General features: G+C 68.3%; 21 protein-coding genes, 2 tRNA genes and 1 pseudogene. 13 read left to right on the forward strand and 11 right to left on the reverse strand.

The genetic code is table 11. The features are described from left to right. Positions 1-9: 9 nt before the first annotated feature. The gene (locus OG570_RS23375) at positions 10-372 is read right to left on the reverse strand and encodes a winged helix-turn-helix transcriptional regulator (RefSeq protein ID WP_326959262.1); all 363 of its coding nucleotides are present in this window, start codon (positions 370-372) and stop codon (positions 10-12) included. A gap of 67 nt (positions 373-439) precedes the next feature. Between OG570_RS23375 and OG570_RS23380 the strand changes: the two genes are divergently transcribed. After that, on the forward strand, positions 440-1,228 hold the full coding sequence (locus tag OG570_RS23380; protein WP_326959264.1) for an NAD(P)H-binding protein: 789 nt from the start codon (positions 440-442) through the stop codon (positions 1,226-1,228). Beyond that, the gene (locus OG570_RS23385; RefSeq protein ID WP_326959266.1) at positions 1,225-1,974 is read left to right on the forward strand and encodes an alpha/beta fold hydrolase; all 750 of its coding nucleotides are present in this window, start codon (positions 1,225-1,227) and stop codon (positions 1,972-1,974) included. The genes OG570_RS23380 and OG570_RS23385 overlap by 4 nt, the downstream gene beginning before the upstream one ends. Here OG570_RS23385 and OG570_RS23390 read toward each other — a convergent pair. Further along, positions 1,971-2,882: a hypothetical protein gene (locus OG570_RS23390; protein ID WP_326959268.1), complete on the reverse strand. Its 912-nt coding sequence runs from the start codon at positions 2,880-2,882 to the stop codon at positions 1,971-1,973. The genes OG570_RS23385 and OG570_RS23390 overlap by 4 nt on opposite strands. Then, positions 2,879-3,439, reverse strand: coding sequence for a hypothetical protein (locus OG570_RS23395; RefSeq protein WP_326959270.1), 561 nt, complete (start codon positions 3,437-3,439; stop codon positions 2,879-2,881). The genes OG570_RS23390 and OG570_RS23395 overlap by 4 nt, the downstream gene beginning before the upstream one ends. 299 nt (positions 3,440-3,738) lie before the next feature. Here OG570_RS23395 and OG570_RS48315 point away from each other — a divergent pair. Both OG570_RS48315 and OG570_RS48320 read left to right on the forward strand, forming a co-directional pair. Next, a pseudogene (locus tag OG570_RS48315) lies at positions 3,739-3,912 on the forward strand (hypothetical protein); the annotation flags it as partial. A gap of 56 nt (positions 3,913-3,968) precedes the next feature. Continuing rightward, positions 3,969-4,160 (forward strand): sigma factor-like helix-turn-helix DNA-binding protein, encoded by a 192-nt coding sequence (locus tag OG570_RS48320; RefSeq protein WP_442788300.1) that lies wholly within the window; start codon positions 3,969-3,971, stop codon positions 4,158-4,160. 66 nt (positions 4,161-4,226) lie between these two features. Here OG570_RS48320 and OG570_RS23400 read toward each other — a convergent pair whose 3' ends face one another. Then, entirely contained in the window at positions 4,227-4,508 is a 282-nt protein-coding gene (locus tag OG570_RS23400) for a DUF3892 domain-containing protein (RefSeq protein ID WP_326959272.1), read from the reverse strand. Positions 4,509-4,802: 294 nt separating this feature from the next. Here OG570_RS23400 and OG570_RS23405 point away from each other — a divergent pair, with 294 nt between their 5' ends. Together OG570_RS23405 and OG570_RS23410 are read left to right on the forward strand one after the other, a co-directional pair. Next, the gene (locus OG570_RS23405; protein ID WP_326959274.1) at positions 4,803-5,174 is read left to right on the forward strand and encodes a helix-turn-helix domain-containing protein; all 372 of its coding nucleotides are present in this window, start codon (positions 4,803-4,805) and stop codon (positions 5,172-5,174) included. Continuing rightward, positions 5,175-5,741 (forward strand): ImmA/IrrE family metallo-endopeptidase, encoded by a 567-nt coding sequence (locus tag OG570_RS23410; protein WP_326959276.1) that lies wholly within the window; start codon positions 5,175-5,177, stop codon positions 5,739-5,741. Positions 5,742-5,769: 28 nt separating this feature from the next. On the opposite strand, the gene OG570_RS23415 is transcribed toward OG570_RS23410, so the two are convergent. The 5 genes from OG570_RS23415 to OG570_RS23435 all read right to left on the reverse strand — a co-directional run bounded on the left by OG570_RS23415 (position 5,770) and on the right by OG570_RS23435 (position 8,470). Continuing rightward, positions 5,770-6,186: a hypothetical protein gene (locus OG570_RS23415; protein ID WP_326959278.1), complete on the reverse strand. Its 417-nt coding sequence runs from the start codon at positions 6,184-6,186 to the stop codon at positions 5,770-5,772. Between the two features lie 756 nt (positions 6,187-6,942). Next, positions 6,943-7,287, reverse strand: coding sequence for a hypothetical protein (locus OG570_RS23420; protein WP_326959280.1), 345 nt, complete (start codon positions 7,285-7,287; stop codon positions 6,943-6,945). A 41-nt stretch (positions 7,288-7,328) separates the two neighbouring features. Beyond that, positions 7,329-7,688: a hypothetical protein gene (locus tag OG570_RS23425; RefSeq protein ID WP_326959282.1), complete on the reverse strand. Its 360-nt coding sequence runs from the start codon at positions 7,686-7,688 to the stop codon at positions 7,329-7,331. A 13-nt stretch (positions 7,689-7,701) separates the two neighbouring features. Next, a complete protein-coding gene (locus OG570_RS23430; RefSeq protein WP_326959283.1) occupies positions 7,702-8,085 on the reverse strand; it encodes a hypothetical protein in 384 nt (127 codons plus the stop codon). A gap of 308 nt (positions 8,086-8,393) precedes the next feature. Further along, positions 8,394-8,470: transfer RNA gene (locus OG570_RS23435), tRNA-Pro, on the reverse strand. 79 nt (positions 8,471-8,549) lie between these two features. Here OG570_RS23435 and OG570_RS23440 point away from each other — a divergent pair. Beyond that, a tRNA-Gly gene (locus OG570_RS23440) sits at positions 8,550-8,623 on the forward strand. On the opposite strand, the gene OG570_RS23445 is transcribed toward OG570_RS23440, so the two are convergent. Beyond that, positions 8,575-13,239, reverse strand: a complete 4,665-nt coding sequence (locus OG570_RS23445) for a HAMP domain-containing protein (RefSeq protein WP_326951617.1) — start codon at positions 13,237-13,239, stop codon at positions 8,575-8,577. The two genes, OG570_RS23440 and OG570_RS23445, sit on opposite strands and share 49 nt — an antisense overlap. Before the next feature lie 139 nt (positions 13,240-13,378). On the opposite strand from OG570_RS23445, the gene OG570_RS23450 reads away from it, so the two are divergent. From OG570_RS23450 to OG570_RS23460, 3 genes are all read left to right on the forward strand, one after another. Continuing rightward, the gene (locus tag OG570_RS23450) at positions 13,379-14,944 is read left to right on the forward strand and encodes a SpoIIE family protein phosphatase (protein ID WP_326943427.1); all 1,566 of its coding nucleotides are present in this window, start codon (positions 13,379-13,381) and stop codon (positions 14,942-14,944) included. Between the two features lie 69 nt (positions 14,945-15,013). Continuing rightward, positions 15,014-15,556 (forward strand): type 1 glutamine amidotransferase domain-containing protein, encoded by a 543-nt coding sequence (locus tag OG570_RS23455; RefSeq protein ID WP_326959285.1) that lies wholly within the window; start codon positions 15,014-15,016, stop codon positions 15,554-15,556. A gap of 125 nt (positions 15,557-15,681) precedes the next feature. After that, a complete protein-coding gene (locus OG570_RS23460; protein WP_247055399.1) occupies positions 15,682-15,846 on the forward strand; it encodes a hypothetical protein in 165 nt (54 codons plus the stop codon). A gap of 159 nt (positions 15,847-16,005) precedes the next feature. Here OG570_RS23460 and OG570_RS23465 read toward each other — a convergent pair whose 3' ends face one another. Then, on the reverse strand, positions 16,006-16,422 hold the full coding sequence (locus OG570_RS23465; RefSeq protein ID WP_326959287.1) for a hypothetical protein: 417 nt from the start codon (positions 16,420-16,422) through the stop codon (positions 16,006-16,008). A gap of 155 nt (positions 16,423-16,577) precedes the next feature. Between OG570_RS23465 and OG570_RS23470 the strand changes: the two genes are divergently transcribed. The 3 genes from OG570_RS23470 to OG570_RS23480 all read left to right on the forward strand — a co-directional run bounded on the left by OG570_RS23470 (position 16,578) and on the right by OG570_RS23480 (position 19,123). Next, positions 16,578-16,988 carry a helix-turn-helix domain-containing protein gene (locus tag OG570_RS23470; RefSeq protein ID WP_326959289.1) on the forward strand — a complete coding sequence of 137 codons (411 nt, stop codon included), beginning with the start codon at positions 16,578-16,580 and terminating at the stop codon, positions 16,986-16,988. A 63-nt stretch (positions 16,989-17,051) separates the two neighbouring features. Next, the gene (locus tag OG570_RS23475) at positions 17,052-18,149 is read left to right on the forward strand and encodes a sialidase family protein (protein WP_326959291.1); all 1,098 of its coding nucleotides are present in this window, start codon (positions 17,052-17,054) and stop codon (positions 18,147-18,149) included. A gap of 134 nt (positions 18,150-18,283) precedes the next feature. Further along, on the forward strand, positions 18,284-19,123 hold the full coding sequence (locus tag OG570_RS23480; protein WP_326959293.1) for an SAM-dependent methyltransferase: 840 nt from the start codon (positions 18,284-18,286) through the stop codon (positions 19,121-19,123). The last annotated feature ends 33 nt before the right edge of the window (positions 19,124-19,156 follow it).

The following is a 19,156-nucleotide window of genomic DNA, read 5'->3' on the forward strand; positions in this document are numbered from 1 at the left end:
TGTCGCACCTCAGCGGCGGGACCGGCTATCGTAGGCCTCCCGGGCCGCTTCGACCTTGCCGAGGTTGCCCGACCACTCCGAAAGGCTCGCGAACAGCGGCCCGAGACTGCGGCCCAGCTCGCTGATCTCGTACTCCACCCGCGGCGGGACCTCGGCGTGGTAGGTCCGCAGGACGAGGCCGTCGCGCTCCAGCTGCCGCAGCCGCTGGGTGAGCACCTTCGGCGTGATCGTGCCGATGCGGCGTTCCAGCTCGACGAACCGCTGCCGCCCGTATTCCTTCAGCGACCACAGGATCGGCGTCGTCCAGCGGCTGAAGACGATGTCGACCACCGGCGCGATCGGGCAGGCCAGCTCGGGTGTGGTTCCGGTCACTTTCGGGGCCTCCAGCCATTACTTTCCTCTAGGTACCTACTATACGTCGGAATGTAGCGTCCCCCGCATGATCACAGTCATGGGAGCGACGGGGAACGTCGGACGGCCGCTGGTGCGAGCGCTGGCCGCGGCCGGTGAACAGGTGACGGCGGTATCCCGCCGAGAGACGGCGGACGTGCCGGACGGCGTGCGTGTGGTGCCCGTCGTCGAGTCTGCTTTGGACGGTGCCGAGGCGCTGTTCCTGATGGTGCCGGGCGGTTTCGCGCCCGTGGACGACGTGCTGGCCGCGGCGCGCGCGGCCGGCGTCGAGCGGGTGGTGCTGCTGTCGTCCCAGGGCGTCGCGACGGGACGGCACCCGGCGGTGCTGGAGGACTCCGTCCGAGCCTCGGGTCTGAAGTGGACGATGCTGCGCCCGGGCGGGTTCGCGTCGAACGCCTTGCAGTGGGCGGAAAGCGTGCGGACGTCCCGGCAGGTGGTGGCGCCGTTCGGTGACGTCGCGTTGCCGGTGGTCGACCCGGAGGACATCGCCGCGGTGGCCGCGGCGGCCTTGCTGTCCGGACGTGCCGGCGACGTCTACGAGCTGACGGGCCCTGCTCCGATCACCCCTCGCGAGCAGGCGGCGGCGATCGGGGAGGCGTTGGGCGAGCCGGTGCGTTTCGTGCCGCGGACCCGCGAGGAAGCACGCGCGGCGATGCTCGGCTTCATGCCGCCGGAGGTCGCGGACGTGACGCTGGGCATCCTGGGCGCGCCGACCCCGCAGGAGCAGCGCGTCAGCCCGGACGTCTCGCGGGTGCTGGGCCGCCCGCCGCGTCCGTTCACCGAGTGGGCCGCGCGCAACGCGGCGGCGTTCAAGTGACGGCACTGTCCTATCAGGACATCGGGACGGGTGCGCCGCTGGTGTTCCTGCACGGCAACCCGACGTCGTCGTACCTGTGGCGCAACGTGATGCCGTCCCTGCCGGGCCGCCGTCTGGCGCCGGACCTGATCGGCATGGGCGCCTCGGCGCGCCCGGACATCGAGTACACGTTCGCCGACCACGCGCGCTACCTGGACGCCTGGTTCGACGAACTGGTCCTGGAGGACGTCGTCCTGATCGGCCACGACTGGGGCGGCGCCCTGGCCGCGGACTGGGCGTCGCGGCACCCGGGGCGTGTCCGCGGTCTGGCGTTCACGGAGGCGATCCTGAAGCCGATGACGTGGGAGGAGTTCCCGCCGGCGGGCGCGGAGGTGTTCCGCGCGATCAAGACGTCGACGGATCTGTCGGGCTTCTTCACCGGACTCCCGCCGGAGTACCGGACCACGCACGACGTTCCGCTGCTGCGCTGGGCGCGTTCCCTGCCCCTGGGCGGCGAGCCGGCATCAGTGGTGTCGCGCATCGAGTCGTTCGGCGCCTGGCTGGCAGCGACGCCGGAGATCCCGAAGCTCCTGATCACGTTCGAACCGGGCCACGACACGATGCTGACACCGCCGATGATCGACTGGTGCCGGGACACCTTCGCGTCGCTGGCGGTGGTGCACCACCCCGTCGTCGCCGGTCACCACACGCCGGAAGAGCAGCCGGAGCTGATCGCGGAGTCGTTGCGGGCGTGGCTGCCGGGCTAGCAGGTGCGGTCCCGGGACGTGCCGTTCGGCGCGAACTCCAGCCGGACGTCGCCGGAGGCGGGCAGCAGGATTGCCGTGCCGTCCGCGCGGTTCCACTGCCGGGGGAGCAGCATCGACGTCCCGCCGGACTGCTGGACGAGCACGAGCCCGTCGTAGCGGAACCGGTACTGGGCGTCGGGCGCGCAGGGCGTCACCTTCACCCCGCGCGCCCGGAGGCCGAGGTCCTTGCCGCTGAACACGACGGTGTCGGCCATCGTCGGCAGGGCGACCTCGTACTCGTACGCGCGGCGTTCGCCGAGCGCGGACGAGTAGTCCGTCACCGACCAGAACGCGCCGATGGTGACGAGCACGAAGGTGAAGGTCCACTGCACGACGGCCGCGGTCGGCGACCCGCGGCGGCCGGTGCGGGCCTGGTGCAGGCGGTCGGCGAGCGGGAAGAACAGGAACCCCACGGCGATGCACAACCCCGGCAGCCCGGCGAACCGGTAGAGCAGGGCGGGCTCGGCGAGGCCGGTCAGGCCCACGACGACCAGCACGATCCCGGCGACGGCGAGCACGGGCACGGCCCGCCGCAGCAGCGTCTGCCACGCCGGCGGCGACAGCCGGGCTTCGAGCAGGCGATGGGCCCAGAGGGTGGCGAGCCCGACGGCGGCGACGGCGGTGATCGGCACGGTCATCCCGTCGCTCGCGCGGATCAGGTAGTCGGCGACCGACAGCCCGAGCACCGAGTAGTGCACGCCGAACCACCCGTAGAACGCGTTGGCGTGCTGGGTACCGAAGTAGAACAGCAGCGCGGTCAGCACGGTGGTGGGCGCGAGAATGGAGCTGAAGACCTTCAAGGCCCGCGACGGCGCGTCACGCGTGACGCCGGATTCCCGCGGCCGCCCGGCCACGCGCCGCGCGGTCAAGCGGGATCGCAGAGGTTGTTGACGACCCAGGTCACGGTGCCGCCTTCGGCCAGCGGGTCGGGGATCTCGTTGCGGCCGACCCAGCAGTCCTCGTCCGCGTGCCCCAGGCTCGGCTCTTCGCGGAAGGCGTTGTGGACGCAGACGTCGTGCGCGGGGCAGACCCGGCGGTAGAAGTCGTCGACGGAGAAGTTGGTGAAGGAGGTCCCGATCTGCTGTTCGAGACTGCGCCGGTCCGCGGAACCGAGCACCCACCGATCCGGCGGCTTGGGCGGCTCCGGCGGCTTCTCCGTGACGGCGGTGGTCGTGTCCGCGGCCTTACTCGATCTCGGAGTGGTCGTCAGCGGCGCGACGCTCCGGCTGGTCGTACCGCTGGAGCTGGTCAACCCCAGCGCGCTGGTGGTGGGCGCCTGCAGAGTGGACGCGGCGGAGGTCACGACACCGCTGCTGCTGCCGCCATCGGAGGCGGACGGCGCCGCCGGCTCCGGGACACGCCCACAGGCCACGACCAGAACGGCCGTGACAGCCAGCACGACACCGGCACGGGTCGGCCTGTTCATCGGACATCACCTCTCCGTGAGGGGAAGTCGCGAGAAAGCGAAGAAATACAACAAGATCGACGCAGGATGGGCCGATCGCCTCAACACATTGGCCTGGAAACGAACGGGCTATTCCGGGGAGGACAGCGTCCCTGGCTTCCAGCCGAAGAGCGTGACGAACTCTTCATCGGCATACGCATGGCTGACGAGGACCCCGGACAGCGGCGATCCTCTGCCGGCCCCGCGACCAGCAGGGCCTGTAAGTCGGGGTGATTGAAGCCTTTTCAAGGCCTTCTCATCAGGTAAAGCGCCTCGTCAGGATGGCCGATACCTGGCCGTTGATCACTTACGGTAGTGATTATAGCGCTAAAAGTGGTCGTACCGCCCGTCAGCTGAGCTCCGCCGATGTAGACGCGTTGGTAGCTGCTCACGCAGCAGGGGAGTCGGTCGCGCGACTTGCTGACCGCTTCGGTGTTCATCGGGGCACCGTCAGCAAACATCTCCGAGTCCGCGGCGTCGTTACGGCGAGCCCAGGGCTTCGCCGGACTACGTGCCCGGTGCGGTTGAGTTGTACCGGCGAGGCTGGACCTATGCTCAGATCGCGGTCAAGTTCGGGGTGGGGGAGACGACCGTGCGGCATCGGCTTCATCGGGCGGGAGTTCCGAAGGCCGAGCGCTATGGCCGCAGCGGTCGTAACTTCCGAGCTTCACTGCAACCTGATAACGTCGACATGGATCGTTAGCTAGACGAAAGAAGGACCACACCGGCTGCAACGGTGTGGTCCTTCTTTCGTCTCGGCCTCAGCTAACTACTTCTGCGGCAGCGCCAGAAGGTTGTCGGTCCACTTGCTGTCGGCGTAGGTCCGCAGGTACTTCGACCCGTGAGCCGGCGTCACGACCCCGACATCAGCCCGGTTGCTCCGGGCGTCCTCGACGTAAGCCTTGCCGTTCTTGTCTTCGATCCACGCGACGATCTCGGCGCGCGTGTTGTCGCTGGTGCTCCCGTCGGCGGGGTTGGTCCACCAGAGGCGGCTGATGTGCTCGTGGCCCTGACCGCCGGAGAGGCGGATGGCCGTGATGCGGATGGTCATGGGTTAGTGCTCCTTCCGAACGCCCTTGAAGGGCGTCTTCTTGCCGCTCATGAATTGGCCGCCTTGGCCACGCTTGGTCCAGAGGCGGGTGAGGGGGTTCTGGGTCTGGCTCCGGCGGCGAACTGCACCCACCCGGGAGCCGCGCCCCGTGTTCGTGGCCATACTGGCCTCCTAGATCAACTTTATGGAGGTATTGCAGTACTGCAACACCGTGTCAGAAGGACGGTAACACAGGATGTTGCAGTAGCGACACACTCGTGTCAGACTGCAAGGCCCGCGTAACGGAAGGTAGTGATGAGCGGACGCATTGACACCAGACGCCTGTATGACGCGCTCGATGGTCAGCGTCGAGCGCGGAAGCTGTCGTGGCGCCAGGTCGCCCACGAGGCCGGGGTTAGCCCTTCGCTCCTCAGTCGGATGGGTAACGGTCATCGCCCCGATCTCGACGGCTTTGTTGCACTCGTGCAGTGGCTCGGGCTACCCGCCGAGGACTTCATGATCGAGCTGGACCAAGAGGAGGAAGCCAAGCCGGAACCTGAGTTTGAGGCGCAGTTCGCGCCGCTCCTCCGTGCTCGGAGCGACTTCAACGAAGCTGAGCAGGAGTACTTGATGGATATTGTGAGCGCGACCATGAAGAAGATCAGGGCGGACCGCCGGGAGAGGTAAGTGGGACTGCTGCACGGCTTCAAGGCGAAGGCCAAACGGCTTGCTCTTGAAGTGCGTAAGGAAATCGACCTTGGTCCGACCGAGGAGATCGATCCGTATGCGCTTGCCGAGGAGTATGGAGTTGATGTGCTTACGTTGGCAGAATCAGGACTGCCAGCCGAGGCTGCGGAGTACTTCACGACCGACGGCAGCGCGAAGTTCTCGGCTGCTCTCGTGCCGTTCGGTGCCGGTTGCTATGTCGTTGAGAATCACACCCATAACTTGTGTCGACGGCGCTCGACGATGGCTCACGAGATGGCGCACGTGATCCTGGAGCACGAGTTCAAACTTCTGATTACGGATGATAAAGGTTGCCGTTCATCATCCTCAGTGGTCGAAGAGGAAGCGGCAGAGTTCTCGGGTGAACTGCTCGTTCCCTGGGAAGGTGCCAGATGGGCCGCTTTCAAGCGCTGGACTGACGATGAGGTGGCAAATCACTTCAATGTCAGTATTGAGATGGCTCGGTGGCGAATGAATAGCACGGGTGTTCGGAGGTTCGCGGAACGTGCCCGGAAGAGGTATCGATAGTAGGTGGGATAAGTCTCGTGCCCGACTTTTACCATAACTGCGGTTTTCCTGTTAACATCCAAAAAATATAAAAGATGCCCACGGCGGAGCCGGGAATAGTCAGCAAGAAAATAAACTCCTCTGCAATAAAAGCTAGCACTTCACCGGTTAGCTTTGAAATGCGAAGTAAGTCGATCTTTGTGGTAACCGCCTTTGCGTCATCTTCCATTTGAATGGCCGGCGCTTCTTCTTTGTACTTCTGAATAAGAGACTCTAGTGATTTTGGCTCTCCGGGAGGGCTGATGGCAGCCGCAATGGGTGAGGTGAACGCAAGAATGACGATCCAACCCCAGGGGAATCCTCCTTTGCTTAGTCCGTCGCTAACTATGTTGATGATGACACCGACGAATGCAGTAAGCCACGCGAAAGGTGCAAAGCGAAGAATTTTGATTAGCCACTTTTTCATGTACGTCTACCCGATCGCCGCACGGGCAAGAACCCCCTGTCGACTGACAGGCTAGCCGCCAAACGTGCCAATTTCTTTCACTGGGAAGGGTGGTTGGCGGCGGCGTAAAGTTGGTTAGTTGCTAACTCCTGTTGCGACTGAACTGTTGATCTCGGCGCTGGTGGAACTAGTTCTGGGCGTAGTAGTCAAGCGAGAAGCTGCTGCGCGTAATTCCGGCTCCACCGCGTGTGGCGCGGCGGCCCAGCTCGTCAAGAGCTTCAGCGGTTACAACTTGGACTCCCGCGATGTCCGTGTCGATATAACTAGCCTTGGCGATGGACCACAAGCTGTCCATCTGGCTTAGTGCGAGCCGAGTTAGCCACAATGACTCCTCAAAGCTGAGTCAGCGTGTCGTACGACGCCATGTCTTTTTCTTGTCCTCGGCCGTGTGAAGTTCCAGGTAGCTAATGCTTTGACCATCGAACCGAATGATGCACCGCTTTGCTCGCTAGTTACGGTGAATGAGGCTGGTCCAGTCAGGATTGCAAGCCCATGCTTTGCGGAATTATAGAGACTCTTATCGTCCATCACTCGATCTGCTGGAAGGCGGAGGAAGCGGTCAAGATTATTCAGGCCGGTGTCAAAGGCTTCACGTGGCTTGGTTGGTATGGGCCCAAGAAAAGCCTTGGCGATATGTTCAGGCGGAATCGGCTCGCTTCGAAGCTTATCGACGCGTTTGCTGAATTCGGCAGGGAGTCGTAGTCATGTGCACTCTAGTCAAGGACAGGGCGGCGTTTCGGCGTGGGCGAAGTACAAGCGAAGCGGAGCCTCCGAGGCGTGATGAAGCAACACCTCGGCCTCGGCGGTCAGAAATTCCTGGTGGTGGCGCTGGTCTTCGTCCTTCGGTTCGGATAATTCGACCTCGGCGATCAAGTCACCGTAAGTCACGCCGTTCGCCATCAGCTGGTCGAGCGCCTCAGGCTTGCCCGCTGCAAGCATCAAGAGATTGAGACGATAGGTGAAGTAGCGACACGGTTCGGCCGAGTAGAACTCTCGGTTAAGCTGCGGGAACTGCTCAACAGCCAAGTTTTCGTCTGGAGACGAGCCGGGAACCCGAGCCATTAAGAAAACCTCTTTCGCTATATCTTAATACTGTCTAGCCTTTACACTGATTTTTCAGTCCGCTCGAAGATCTCCATGTCCGTCTGCTTCTGCCAGTCCGGCAGGTCGTCCCAGTCAGCCACGTAGGCGGACTTCGGCTCGGGGATGTGCTTGTAGATCTGGCCAATCCAGCACAGCGAGACGAAGCGCCCCTTCTGCTCGCGGGTTAGTTTCGTGGCCGCGCCGGCCGTCACCTGGATAAAGACCGCCACCTGCTCGTAGACGGCGGCCGCACTCTGACGCTCCCAGTCGGGCGCCTCGTCCCACGGCGTGATGTAGCCGGGCTTCGGCTCGCCCGGGTAGTGCTTCGTGACGCCAGCAATCCAGGCTTCGCGGAAGACGCGGCCGTTCTCGTCAGACAACAGACTCCTAGGGCTACGCGGGGACGGCTTTGAGCCGGGCAATCTCTTGCTCAAGGTGACGGACGTGGCTGTCAGCTCGGAACGGTTCGAGCTGCGGACGGAGCACCGCCAGCTTACGGTCGACGTACCCGGCCGAGCCGGTCTGCCGGGCGGCGTCAAGCGCGGCGTTGCCATAGGTGACGAGCTGGTGGGTGTCGCGCCGCTGCACGCCAATCGTGGCGAGATCCGTCAGGACGCTGCCTCGGCGACGCGGGGAAATGTCCTGGTAGAGGGCATCCGTCAAAGTGGCTTCGGCCAGGTCCGGGCGGCCGAGCTCGACATAGCACGCCCCGCGCTCCTCAGCCAGGCGCGAGCCCTCGAATCGCAGCCAGCCGCTGGTATGTACCGGTCCATCCATAGCTGTGACTTCTTCCGCAGTGGCTAGCGACTGTTCGCATGACGCGAAGTCGCCAAGGCCGGCGTGGGTCTGGGCCTGCACTGCCGCTACCCAGTGGCGGGTGGACAGCTCCGGGTTCCCGCGGCGGGCGATGGAGGCGGCCCAGGTGGCCGGGGACGCATCGAATTCGATTGCCGCGACTGGCCGGGCGGGATGGTCTGGCCGCCCCGTGGTCGCGTTCGGGGAAGTCGTCGCGGTGGCAGACGGTGAGAATACAAACACGCCCGGCGAGCATTCGCTCGTCGGGCGTGGTGTGAAAGAAGACTATCTGGTCGGGATGACAGGATTTGAACCTGCGACCCTTCGCTCCCAAAGCGAATGCGCTACCAAGCTGCGCCACATCCCGGTCCCACCCCCAGGGGGGTGTGCGATCAGCCTAGCGGGTCACGCTAAGCTGACCTCGCACCCGGGTACCTCGGGGGCACGCGGGTGTAGCTCAATGGTAGAGCCCTAGTCTTCCAAACTAGCTACGCGGGTTCGATTCCCGTCACCCGCTCCAACGGCCGAGGCGGCGTCCGCCTCGAGCTTGGCGGCTATCACGTCCAGCAGTTTGTCCGTGTCCACAGGCTTGGTGATGTAGTCGTCCGCGCCGCTGGCCAGCGTCCTTGCCCGGTCCTCCGCGGTGGCCTTCGCGGTCACCGCGATCACCGGGAGGTCGGCGTTGGCCGCTTCCGCTCGGATGGCCGCGATCGTCGCGTTGCCGTCCAGTTCCGGCATCATCACGTCCATCAGGACCAGGGCCGTGTCCTCGTTGCGCTCCAGGGCGCGGATGCCGTCGACGCCCGTCTCGGCGTAGACGACCTCCAGGCCCGCCTGCTCCAGGACCGCGGCCAGGGCGAAGACGTTGCGCAGGTCGTCGTCGACGATCAGGACCTTTTCGCCCTGGAAGCGCTTCGGGGCGATGTCGGGGGCGGCCACCAGGACCGTGCTCGGGACCGGGGGCAGCCTGGGCGACGACAGCGCCGTCACGGCCGGGTCGACCAGGTTCGACGCCGCCACCGGGAGGTACAGGGTGAACGTCGAACCCTTGCCCGGCTCGCTGACCACGCGCAGCTCACCTCCGAGCAGCTCCGTGAGCTGCTGGCTGATGTTCAAGCCCAGGCCGGTGCCGCCGTACTTGCGGCTCGTGGTGCCGTCCGCCTGGCGGAACGCCTCGAAGATGACCGCCAGCTTCTCCTCGGGGATGCCGATGCCGGTGTCCTCGACGGCGAACGCGATGATGCCCGGCGCGTTCCGCAGCGCCTCCTGCTCGACCTCCGCCGGGTCGGCCGCGCGGATGTGCAGGCGGACGCTGCCCTCGTCGGTGAACTTAGCCGCGTTCGAGAGCAGGTTGCGCAGGATCTGCTGGAGGCGGTGCTCGTCGGTGTGGACGCTGCCCGGCACCGGCGGGTCGATGTGGACGGCGAACTCCAGGCCCTTGTCGGCCGTGAGCGGCCGGCACAGCGACTCGACGTAGTCCACCAGCTCCGGCAGCGTGATGTCCGACATCTGCATGTCGAGCCGGCCGGCCTCGACCTTGGCCAGGTCGAGGATGTCGTTGATCAGCTGCTGCAGGTCGGAGCCCGCCGCGTAGATCGTCCGGGCGAACTGGATCTGCTTCTCGGTGAGGTTGCCCTCGGGGTTCTCCGACAGCAGCTTCGCCAGGATCAACGCGCTGTTCAGCGGCGTCCGCAGCTCGTGCGACATGTTCGCCATGAACTCGGTCTTGTACTGCGACGCGACCGTCAGCTGCCCGGCGCGTTCCTCCAGCTCCTGGCGGGCCTGCTCGATCTCGCTGTTCTTGACCTCGATGTCGCGGTTCTGCTGGGCGAGCAGCGCGGCCTTCTCGGCCAGCTCGGTGTTGGACCGCCGCAGCTCGCCCTGCTGGGCCTGCAGCTGCTCGGACCGGGCCCGCAGCTCCTGCGCCAGCCGCTGCGACTCGGTGAGCAGCGCCTCGGTGCGGGAGTTCGACAGGATCGTGTTGACGTTGACGCCGATCGTGTGGCGCAGCTGCTCCAGCAGGTCCTGGTGGACGGTGCTGAACTCGTTGACCGAGGCCAGCTCCAGCACCCCGAGCACCTCGCCCTGGAACAGCACCGGCAGCACGATCAGGTTGACCGGCGACGCCGAGCCGAGCCCGGACGACACCAGCGCGTACTCCGGCGGCGCGTTGTGGACCAGGATCGTGCGGTGGTCGACGGCGGCCTGGCCGATCAGCGACTCGCCGATCGCGAACCGCAGGCCGGCGCGGGACTGGGCGAGACCGTAGGCGGCGATGCACTCCAGCACCGTGCCGTCGCGGTCGTCGTCGCGGGCCAGGAAGAACGCGCCCTGCTGGGCGCGCACCAGCGGCGCCAGCTCGGACAGGATGAGCGCGCCGACCGACGCGAGGTCGCGGTGCCCCTGCATCCGGCCGGACAGCTGGGCGAGGTTCGTCTTCAGCCAGTCCTGCTCGGTGTTGGTCCGCGTCGTCTCCTTGAGGTTCGCGATCATCTGGTTGATGTTGTCCTTGAGGTCGGCGACCTCCCCGGACGCGTCGACCGTGATGTGCCGGGTCAGGTCGCCCGCCGTCACCGCGGTGGCGACCTGCGCGATCGCGCGGACCTGCGTGGTCAGGTTCCCGGCCAGCTGGTTCACGCTCTCGGTGAGCCGCTGCCAGGTGCCGGACACGCCGTCGACCTCGGCCTGGCCGCCCAGCTGGCCCTCGGTGCCGACCTCGCGCGCCACGCGCGTGACCTCGGAGGCGAACGCCGAGAGCTGGTCGACCATCGTGTTCATGGTCGTCTTCAGCTCGAGGATCTCGCCGCGGGCGTCGACGTCGATCTTCTTCGTCAGGTCGCCCCGCGCGACGGCCGTGGTGACCTGTGAGATGTTCCGCACCTGGCTGGTCAGGTTGTGCGCCATGAAGTTGACGTTCTCGGTCAGGTCCTTCCAGGTCCCGGCCACGCCGGGGACCCGCGCCTGGCCGCCGAGGATGCCTTCGGTGCCGACCTCGCGCGAGACGCGCGTGACCTCGTCGGCGAACGCGCGGAGCGTCTCGACCATGCCGTTGAGCGTCTCGGCCAGCGCCGCGACCTCGCCCTGGGCGACGATCGAGATCTTCTTCGACAGGTCGCCGTTGGCCACGCCGGTCGCCACCGTGGCGATGCTGCGCACCTGGTCGGTCAGGTTGGTGGCCATGACGTTGACGTTGTCGGTGAGGTCCTTCCACGTGCCCGCGACGCCGCGGACCGTCGCCTGGCCGCCGAGCTTGCCTTCGGTGCCGACCTCGCGTGCGACGCGGGTGACCTCGTCCGCGAACGCGGACAGCTGGTCGACCATCGTGTTGAGCGTGGTCTTGAGTTCCAGGATCTCGCCGCGCGCGTCGACCGAGATCTTCTGCGTCAGGTCGCCCTTCGCGACGGCCGACGTCACCGTGGCGATGTTGCGGACCTGGTCGGTCAGGTTGTTCGCCATGAAGTTGACGTTGTCGGTGAGGTCCTTCCAGGTGCCGGCGACGCCGGGCACGGTGGCCTGGCCGCCGAGCTTGCCCTCGGTACCGACCTCGCGCGCGACGCGGGTGACTTCGTCCGCGAACGCCGAGAGCTGGTCGACCATCGTGTTGAGCGTGGTCTTGAGCTCCAGGATCTCGCCCCGGGCGTCGACCGCGATCTTCTGCGTCAGGTCGCCGCGCGCGACGGCCGTCGCGACCTGGGCGATGTTGCGGACCTGGGTGGTCAGGTTGTTCGCCATGAAGTTCACCGAGCCGGTGAGGTCGCGCCAGGTGCCGGCGACGCCGGGGACCTGCGCCTGCCCGCCCAGCTGACCCTCGGTGCCCACCTCGCGGGCCACCCGGGTGACTTCGTCGGCGAAGGCGGACAGCTGGTCCACCATGGTGTTCATGGTCGTCTTGAGCTCGAGGATCTCGCCCCGGGCGTCGACGGTGATCTTCTGCGTCAGGTCGCCCTTCGCCACGGCCGTGGTCACGTGGGAGATGTTGCGGACCTGGTCGGTCAGGTTGTCGGCCATGCCGTTGACCGAGTCGGTGAGGCTGCGCCACGTCCCGGCCGCGCCGGCCACCTCGGCCTGGCCGCCGAGCTTGCCCTCGCTGCCGACCTCGCGCGCGACGCGGGTGACCTCCCCGGCGAACGCCGAGAGCTGGTCGACCATCGTGTTGAGCGTGTTCTTCAGCTGCAGGATCTCGCCGCGGGCGTCGACGTCGATCTTCTTCGTCAGGTCGCCGGTGGCCACCGCCGTCGCCACCTGGGAGATCCCGCGGACCTGGTCGGTCAGGTTGTCGGCCATCAGGTTGACCGAGTCGGTGAGGTCGCGCCACGTGCCGGCGACGCCCGGCACCTGGGCCTGGCCGCCGAGCTTGCCGTCGGAGCCGACCTCGCGGGAGACGCGGGTGACCTCGTCGGCGAAGGAGGAGAGCTGGTCGACCATCGTGTTGATGGTGTTCTTGAGCTCAAGGATCTCGCCGCGGGCGTCGACGTTGATCTTCTGGGTCAGGTCGCCGCGCGCGACGGCCGTGGTGACCTGCGCGATGTTGCGGACCTGCTCGGTGAGGTTGTCGGCCATGAAGTTGACGGAGTCGGTGAGGTCGCGCCAGGTCCCGGACACGCCCGGCACGACCGCCTGGCCGCCGAGGCGGCCCTCACCCGCGATCTCGCGGGAGAGCCGCGTCACCTCGACGGCGAAGCGCGTCAGCTGCGCGATGAGGCCGTTGACCGTCTTCGCCAGGGTCGCGTACGCGCCCTGCAGCGGGCGGCCGTCGAGGGTGAGGGTCATCGGCTGGGAGAGGTCGCCGTCGGCGACGCCGCCGAGCACGCGCTCCAGCTCGATGGCCGGGCGCGTGAGGTCCTCGACGAGGCCGTTGACGGCGTCGACGGCGGTGTTCCAGCCGCCGGGGCCGACCTCGGTCTCGAGCCGTTCGAGCAGTCTGCCTTCCTGGCCGACCGCCGTGCGCACCCGCAGCAGCTCGCTCACGAGCCGCTGGTTGCGCTCGGCGATGTCGTTGAAGGCGACGGCGAGCTGCGCCGAGACGCCGTCGCCGTGCGGCACGAGCCGCCGCCGGAAGTTGCCGTCCCCGAGATCCCGCACCGCCACGAGCAGCCGCTCCAGCGCCGCCGCTTCGCCCTGGGATTCCGTTGTCATGTGTGCCGACCCTCTCCACCACGCATGCGCCAGCCATGGTCGTCGACCCAGCGTGCCATGATTCGCCCTACACTTCGAGCCAGTCCGCCCGCTCACGCGGTAGCCGTGCGATAGCAGTCCGGAGGCAGGAGGTCCGTGCATGGTGTCACGTCCGGCTCCGGCGTCGGCAGCCCTGCCGCCGATGGCCGGCGGTGACGCGCCGCCGGGGTTCGACGCCTTCGGCCGGGCCGTTCTCGAGGACGTGCGGGACGCCGTGTTCCTGCAGGACGCCGCGGGTGTGCTGCGCTGGGCGAACCCCGCCGCGCGGACGCTGACGGGCGACATCGAGCCGAAGCTGCACCCGGTCGCCGAGACCTCCGGGCACGTCGAAGTGACGGGCCACCGCCACCCCGCGCGCGTCCGGGCCCTGCCCGGCGGCTGGCACGCCTGGACGGTCGCCGGCCCCGAGGGGGAGAGCGTCTCCCCGCGGCGGCACGTGGGCGACTTCCTGGCCGGCGCCGGGCCCCGGCTGGCGGCCGCGCGCGGCCGCCACGGCACCGCCCGCGTGATCGCCGAGCTGGCCGCGGCCGCGCTCGCCGAGACCGTGTTCGTCCTGCTGCCCACCACCCGCGGCCGGTGGGAGTGGTGGAGCTGCGAGCCCCCGGCCGCGCACGGCCACGGCCGGATCCGGCGGGTGCCGCCCCAGGTCGCGCCGGTGCTGGCGGCGACGTTCGGCGCCACCGGGCGGCCGCAGCCGGTCCCGGTGCCCGCGGCCGAGGTCGCCACGCTGCCGTCGATCGTCGCGGACCGGTTCGCCGACCACACCGAGGTCACGGCCGTCTCGCTGGGCCCGAGCGCGAGCGCCGGGGTCACCGGCGCGCTGCTGCTGGGCCGCCGTGCGGACCCGGAGTTCGGCGGCGAGCAGGACCGCGCGGTCGTCGAGTTCGCCAAGGCGGCCGGCACGGCGCTGGCCAACGCGCAGCGCTACGCCCGGCAGGAGGAGGCGACGCGCGGCCTGGAGACCACACTGCGCCCGATCGACCCGCCGGAGCTGGCCGGCACCCGCTTCGAGACCTGGTACGAGCCGGCCGGCGGGGTGCTCGCGGTCGGCGGCGACTTCTACGACGTCCTCCCGCACGACGACGGCAGCGCGTTCCTGGTGCTCGGCGACATCTGCGGCAAGGGCGCCGAGGCCGCGGCGCTGACCGGGCGGGTCCGGCACGCGCTGACCGCGCTCGCCATGGTCGAGCGCGACGGCCGGACGTTGCTGCGGCTGCTCAACGAGCTGCTCATCGCCGGCGGCAGCAGCCGGTTCGCCACCCTCGTGCTCGGCACGGCCACCCCGACGGACGAGGGCGTCGACCTGACGCTGGCCTCCGGCGGGCACCCGGCGCCGCTGATCGTGCGCCACGCGGGCGGCGTCGAGGAGGTCACCGTCCCGGGCACGCTGGTCGGCATCTCGCCGCAGGCGCGGTTCGCCGAAGCGACGGTGCGGCTGGGCCCGGGCGACATGTGCCTGCTCTACACCGACGGCATCACCGAGGCCCGCAACCGGCACGACCCGTCGGAGCTGTTCGGCGACGACCGGCTGCGCGCGGTGCTGACGGCCGCGGCCGGGCAGCCGGCCCGTGAGGTCGTCCGGCAGCTGCGCCAGGCCGTGCGCGACTGGCTCGGCAGCTCCGCCCACGACGACATCGCCGTGCTGGCCGTGGAGTGCGCGGACTGATCGTCCGCTTGCCGGCCTGCCGCGTTCGCCGGCGCGTTTGCCGGCCGCCGGAGCGGGTAATTCCGATCCATGGCGAATGCACTTGAAGGCCGCCGGGTCGCGATCCTGGCCGCGGACGGCGTCGAACAGGTCGAGCTGGAGCAGCCGCGCCAGGCCGTGCTGGACGCGGGCGCGACCGTGCAGCTCGTGTCCGTGGACACCGGTGAGATCCAGGCGATGAACGGCGACATCGACAAGGGCGACACGTTCGCCGTCGACCGCAAGGTTTCCGACGTGGCGATCGGCGACTTCGACGCGCTGCTGCTGCCGGGCGGCACGATGAACCCCGACAACCTGCGGGTGAACCCCGAGGCGGTGAAGTTCGTGGGCGACTTCGTGCGCGCGGGCAAGCCGGTCGGCGTGATCTGCCACGGTCCGTGGACGCTCGTCGAGGCGGATGTCGTGCGTGGCCGCACCTTGACGTCGTACCCGAGCATCCGGACCGATCTGCGTAACGCGGGGGCCACCGTCGTCGACGAAGAAGTGGTCGTGGACAACGGCCTGGTCTCCAGCCGCAACCCGGACGACCTGCCGGCGTTCTGCGCCGCGGTCGTGCGGGAGTTCGCGGGCTGACGGCCGTCCTCTGTGGACATTCACCCGGCCGTGTCCTTAAGTCCCGCTTAAATATGTTGGCTTTCGGCGTTCCGGCGGAGGACGCTGAGGGGGTGGCCAGGACCGCCCGAGAGGAGGTGGACGCAATGACAGTGAACGCGAGGCGCTACGGCCGTTGGTGCCGTGAACACTTCGACGTGGTCGCCGCCGAGCGCGTTCCCGCGCCCCGGGCCGCCGACGCCGCCGAGGCCCTCCCGCAGCCGGAGTCGGCGCCGGTCGAGACCGTCGCCGAACAACCGCAGCAGAGCTGAGTCTCCCGCACGCGAAAGGGCCCCCGGATCACGATCCGGGGGCCCTTTCACTGCGCCGTTCGGGACGGCCGACGTTCCGGGCGCAAGAAAGAAGCCCTCTCCGGCGGACCGGGGAGGGCTTCTTCATGAGCAGCGAGCAGTCGGCAGCGAGCCGCGTGGTCAGCGGTAGCTGCGGCGGCGGTACCAGACCCGCCTCGGGCCGGGGGCGCCGATGCGGGTGATGACGTCGGTCAGCACCGCGCCGATGACCAGCCAGATGACCGCGGCCAGGCCGTCGTTGCAGAACACCCGGAACTTCTCGGAGTCCGGCGTGAAGAGGTCGCGCAGGCCCAGGGAGACGCCGGCCGACCATTCGGAGATGAGGTGCGCGAAGCCGTTCGCCGCGTTCGCCTCGCCGAAGACCAGCACGATGTGCACGGCGAGGACCAGTGCGAACACCGCGCACAGGAGGTGGATGAGCGCGTTGACCGTGCGCACGATCCGGAGGCGGACGGGGGTTCGCTCCACGACTTCTTCGGTGGCGGCGGGTTCGTACCGCGGATCGTAGGGCTGCTCCGGGGGAGGGGGATACGGCATCGTCGGCGCCGTCCTTTCGACAGTCCTCTGTGGACGGATCTGGGGCGTGCGGTGCCAGGAAGAGGTACCCGATGCCGGCGCAGGCAAACCCGGTGTTCCGTAAACTTCCGAAACATGGGGCGTGATAGGGTACTTTGCGGAAATCGAGGAGGGTCATGGCGCAGGAGGTCTACTCCGTCGAGCAGGTCGCGACGCAGCTCGGGCTGCACGTCCGGACCGTCCGGAACTACGTGCGGGACGGGCGGCTGAAGGCCGTCCGGATCGGCAAGCAGTACCGGATCACCGCGGCCGACCTCGCGGCCTTCACCGGGCTCCCGGCCGCCGCACCGGCGTCGGCCAAGAAGGCGGACCTCTCGGGCGTCGTCGAGATCGAGGACGTCGACCGGGCGACGGCGGACCGGATCGCCACCCTGGTCCACGCGTCGCTGCAGGGACCGCAGTCCCTGCGCGTCGAAACGATCTACGACAAGGAGAAGTCCGTCCTGAAGCTCATCGTGCTCGGCGACCTCGCGGCCGGCGCGGACCTGCTGCGGATGGTCGCGGGGTTCGTCGAAGGCCTGGGCTGAGCCGGGCGGCTGAACCTCGCCCCGGGTGGGCAACCCGGGCCGCCACGGCACGTCCAGGTGATCATGAGACTCCTCCGGCGTACGGCACTGACGCTGTCCGTCCTCACCGCCCTGGCCGTCCCCGCCTCGCCCGCTTCCGCGGAAACCGTTGTCCCGAAAGGGTTCCAGCCCGCGTCGACCAGCTGGACCGGCCCGGACACCGGCTACGTCCTCGGCTACTCGCCCTGCGCGAAGTCGTGGTGCCCGGCGCTGCTGGGCACGACCGACGCCGGGCGGCACTGGCGGCGCCTCGGCGCGCCCTCGATGCCGCTGCCGGACAACCACAACCACGTCGCGCTGACGTTCGTCACCGACCGCGTCGCCTACGTGAGCGACGGCGTGCACGTGCGGACGACGCGGGACGGCGGCGCGAGCTGGCACCCGGTCGGTCTCGTCGACGCGCGGGAACCCTTCTACGTCTCGAAGATCACCGAAACCGGCGGCCGCGTATTCGCCGTGCTCAGCACCTACGGCGAGGGCCGCGGCTCGACGCGGCTGTACTCGGCGGCCGCCGGCTCGCCGGTGCTGGTCCCGATGCCGGGCTTCGCGGTCACCGGGGACATCACCTACGGCGACGTCGCCGTCGGCGGCGGCCTGCAGGTCGCGCTCGGCGCGAACTACGGCGACGAGAAGTACTGGACCTCGCGTGACGGCGTCCGCTTCACCCCGGCCGCGCCGCCGTGCCCGACGGGGACGGTCGCGTCGCTCGCCGGTGTCCGGGACAAGCAGGTCGTGGCGTTGTGCAGCAGCAGTCCCGGCTCGCCCCAGCCGGGCTCGACGGAACGGAGCGTGCGGCACGCGGCGCGGCTGGGCGGGACGTTCAGCGGCACCGACGCGGCCCCGGTCGTCGGGATCACGCAGGGCTTCGGCGCGGCGTCACCGGCGTCCGCGACGATCGCGGCGGAGGGCGGCGGCGTCGGCTTCCTGCACCGCACGACGGACGGCGGGCGCACCTGGACGACGACCGTCCTCTCGGAACGCGGGCTCAGTCTGACCGATCTGGACTTCCCGGGCCGCGGCACCGGGGTGGTCGTCGACGGCCAGCCCGACGCGGCCGACGGCTCCGCTGTGTACCGGTCCACGGACGGCGGAACGTCGTGGCACGAACTCCTGTTCGGCTGATTGTGCCTGGCAGGCAAGGCCCTTGCGCGGTTCACTTGATGAACGCCATGTCGTAGTCTGAGCACTGTCCGTTGCCGGACACGGTGGCCGAGCCCGGGGCAGGGGCTCGTCCGCCGCTCGACGAGGGAGAGTCGATGACGCCTGGGGACCTGCGGTCCGGGGCCGAGGGGGGCGCAGCCGCCCTCGATTTCAGCAAGGCGAGCTTGGCCCGGCTGTCCGACGCGTTGCTCGGCGGGCACGACCACTACGAAGTCGACCGCGAAGCGATGCGGCGGCTCCTGGCGATCGCGCCCGGCGCGCGCACGATGGCGAAGGAACACCGCGACTGGCTGGTCCGCGCGGTGCGGTTCCTGGCCGGAAAGCGTGGCCTCGACCAGTTCCTGGACCTGGGCTCGGGCATGCCGACCGCGGAGAACACCCATCAGGTGGCCCAGAGATACAACCCCGACGCGCAGGTGGTGTACGTCGACATCGACCCGGTCGTGCAGGTGCACGGGCGCGCTTTGCTGGAGGAGAACTACCTCACCCACGTCACGGGCGCGGACCTGACGAAGCCGGCGGAAACCCTCGCCGACCCGGTCGTCCGGGAGCACCTGGACTTCTCCCGGCCGGTGGCGCTGATCCTGACGTCGATCGTGCACCACATCGACGACTACGACCGGGCGAAGAAGATCGTCTCGGAGTACGTCGCGGCGCTCGCGCCCGGGTCGTACCTGCTGCTCACGCACAATTTCGACCCGGAAGAGGACTCGCCGCGCCAGGAACTGGCGCGGTTGCTGGAGACCAGTTTCCAGGGCACCGGGCTGGGCAGCGTCCACCGGTCGCGGGAACAGATCGCGTCGTTCTTCGACGGCCTCGAACTGCTCCGGCCGGGATTGGTCTACCTGCACGAATGGTGGCCGGACGGCCCGCGCATCCACCCGTTGAGCGAATTGAACTTCCTGACGCTGGGCGGGGTCGCCCGCAAGCTGTGACCGAGCCCGGCACTTTCACGTGAAAGTGCCGGG

Origin of the sequence: Amycolatopsis sp. NBC_01286, from assembly GCF_035982555.1 — a bacterium.
GTDB lineage: Bacteria > Actinomycetota > Actinomycetes > Mycobacteriales > Pseudonocardiaceae > Amycolatopsis.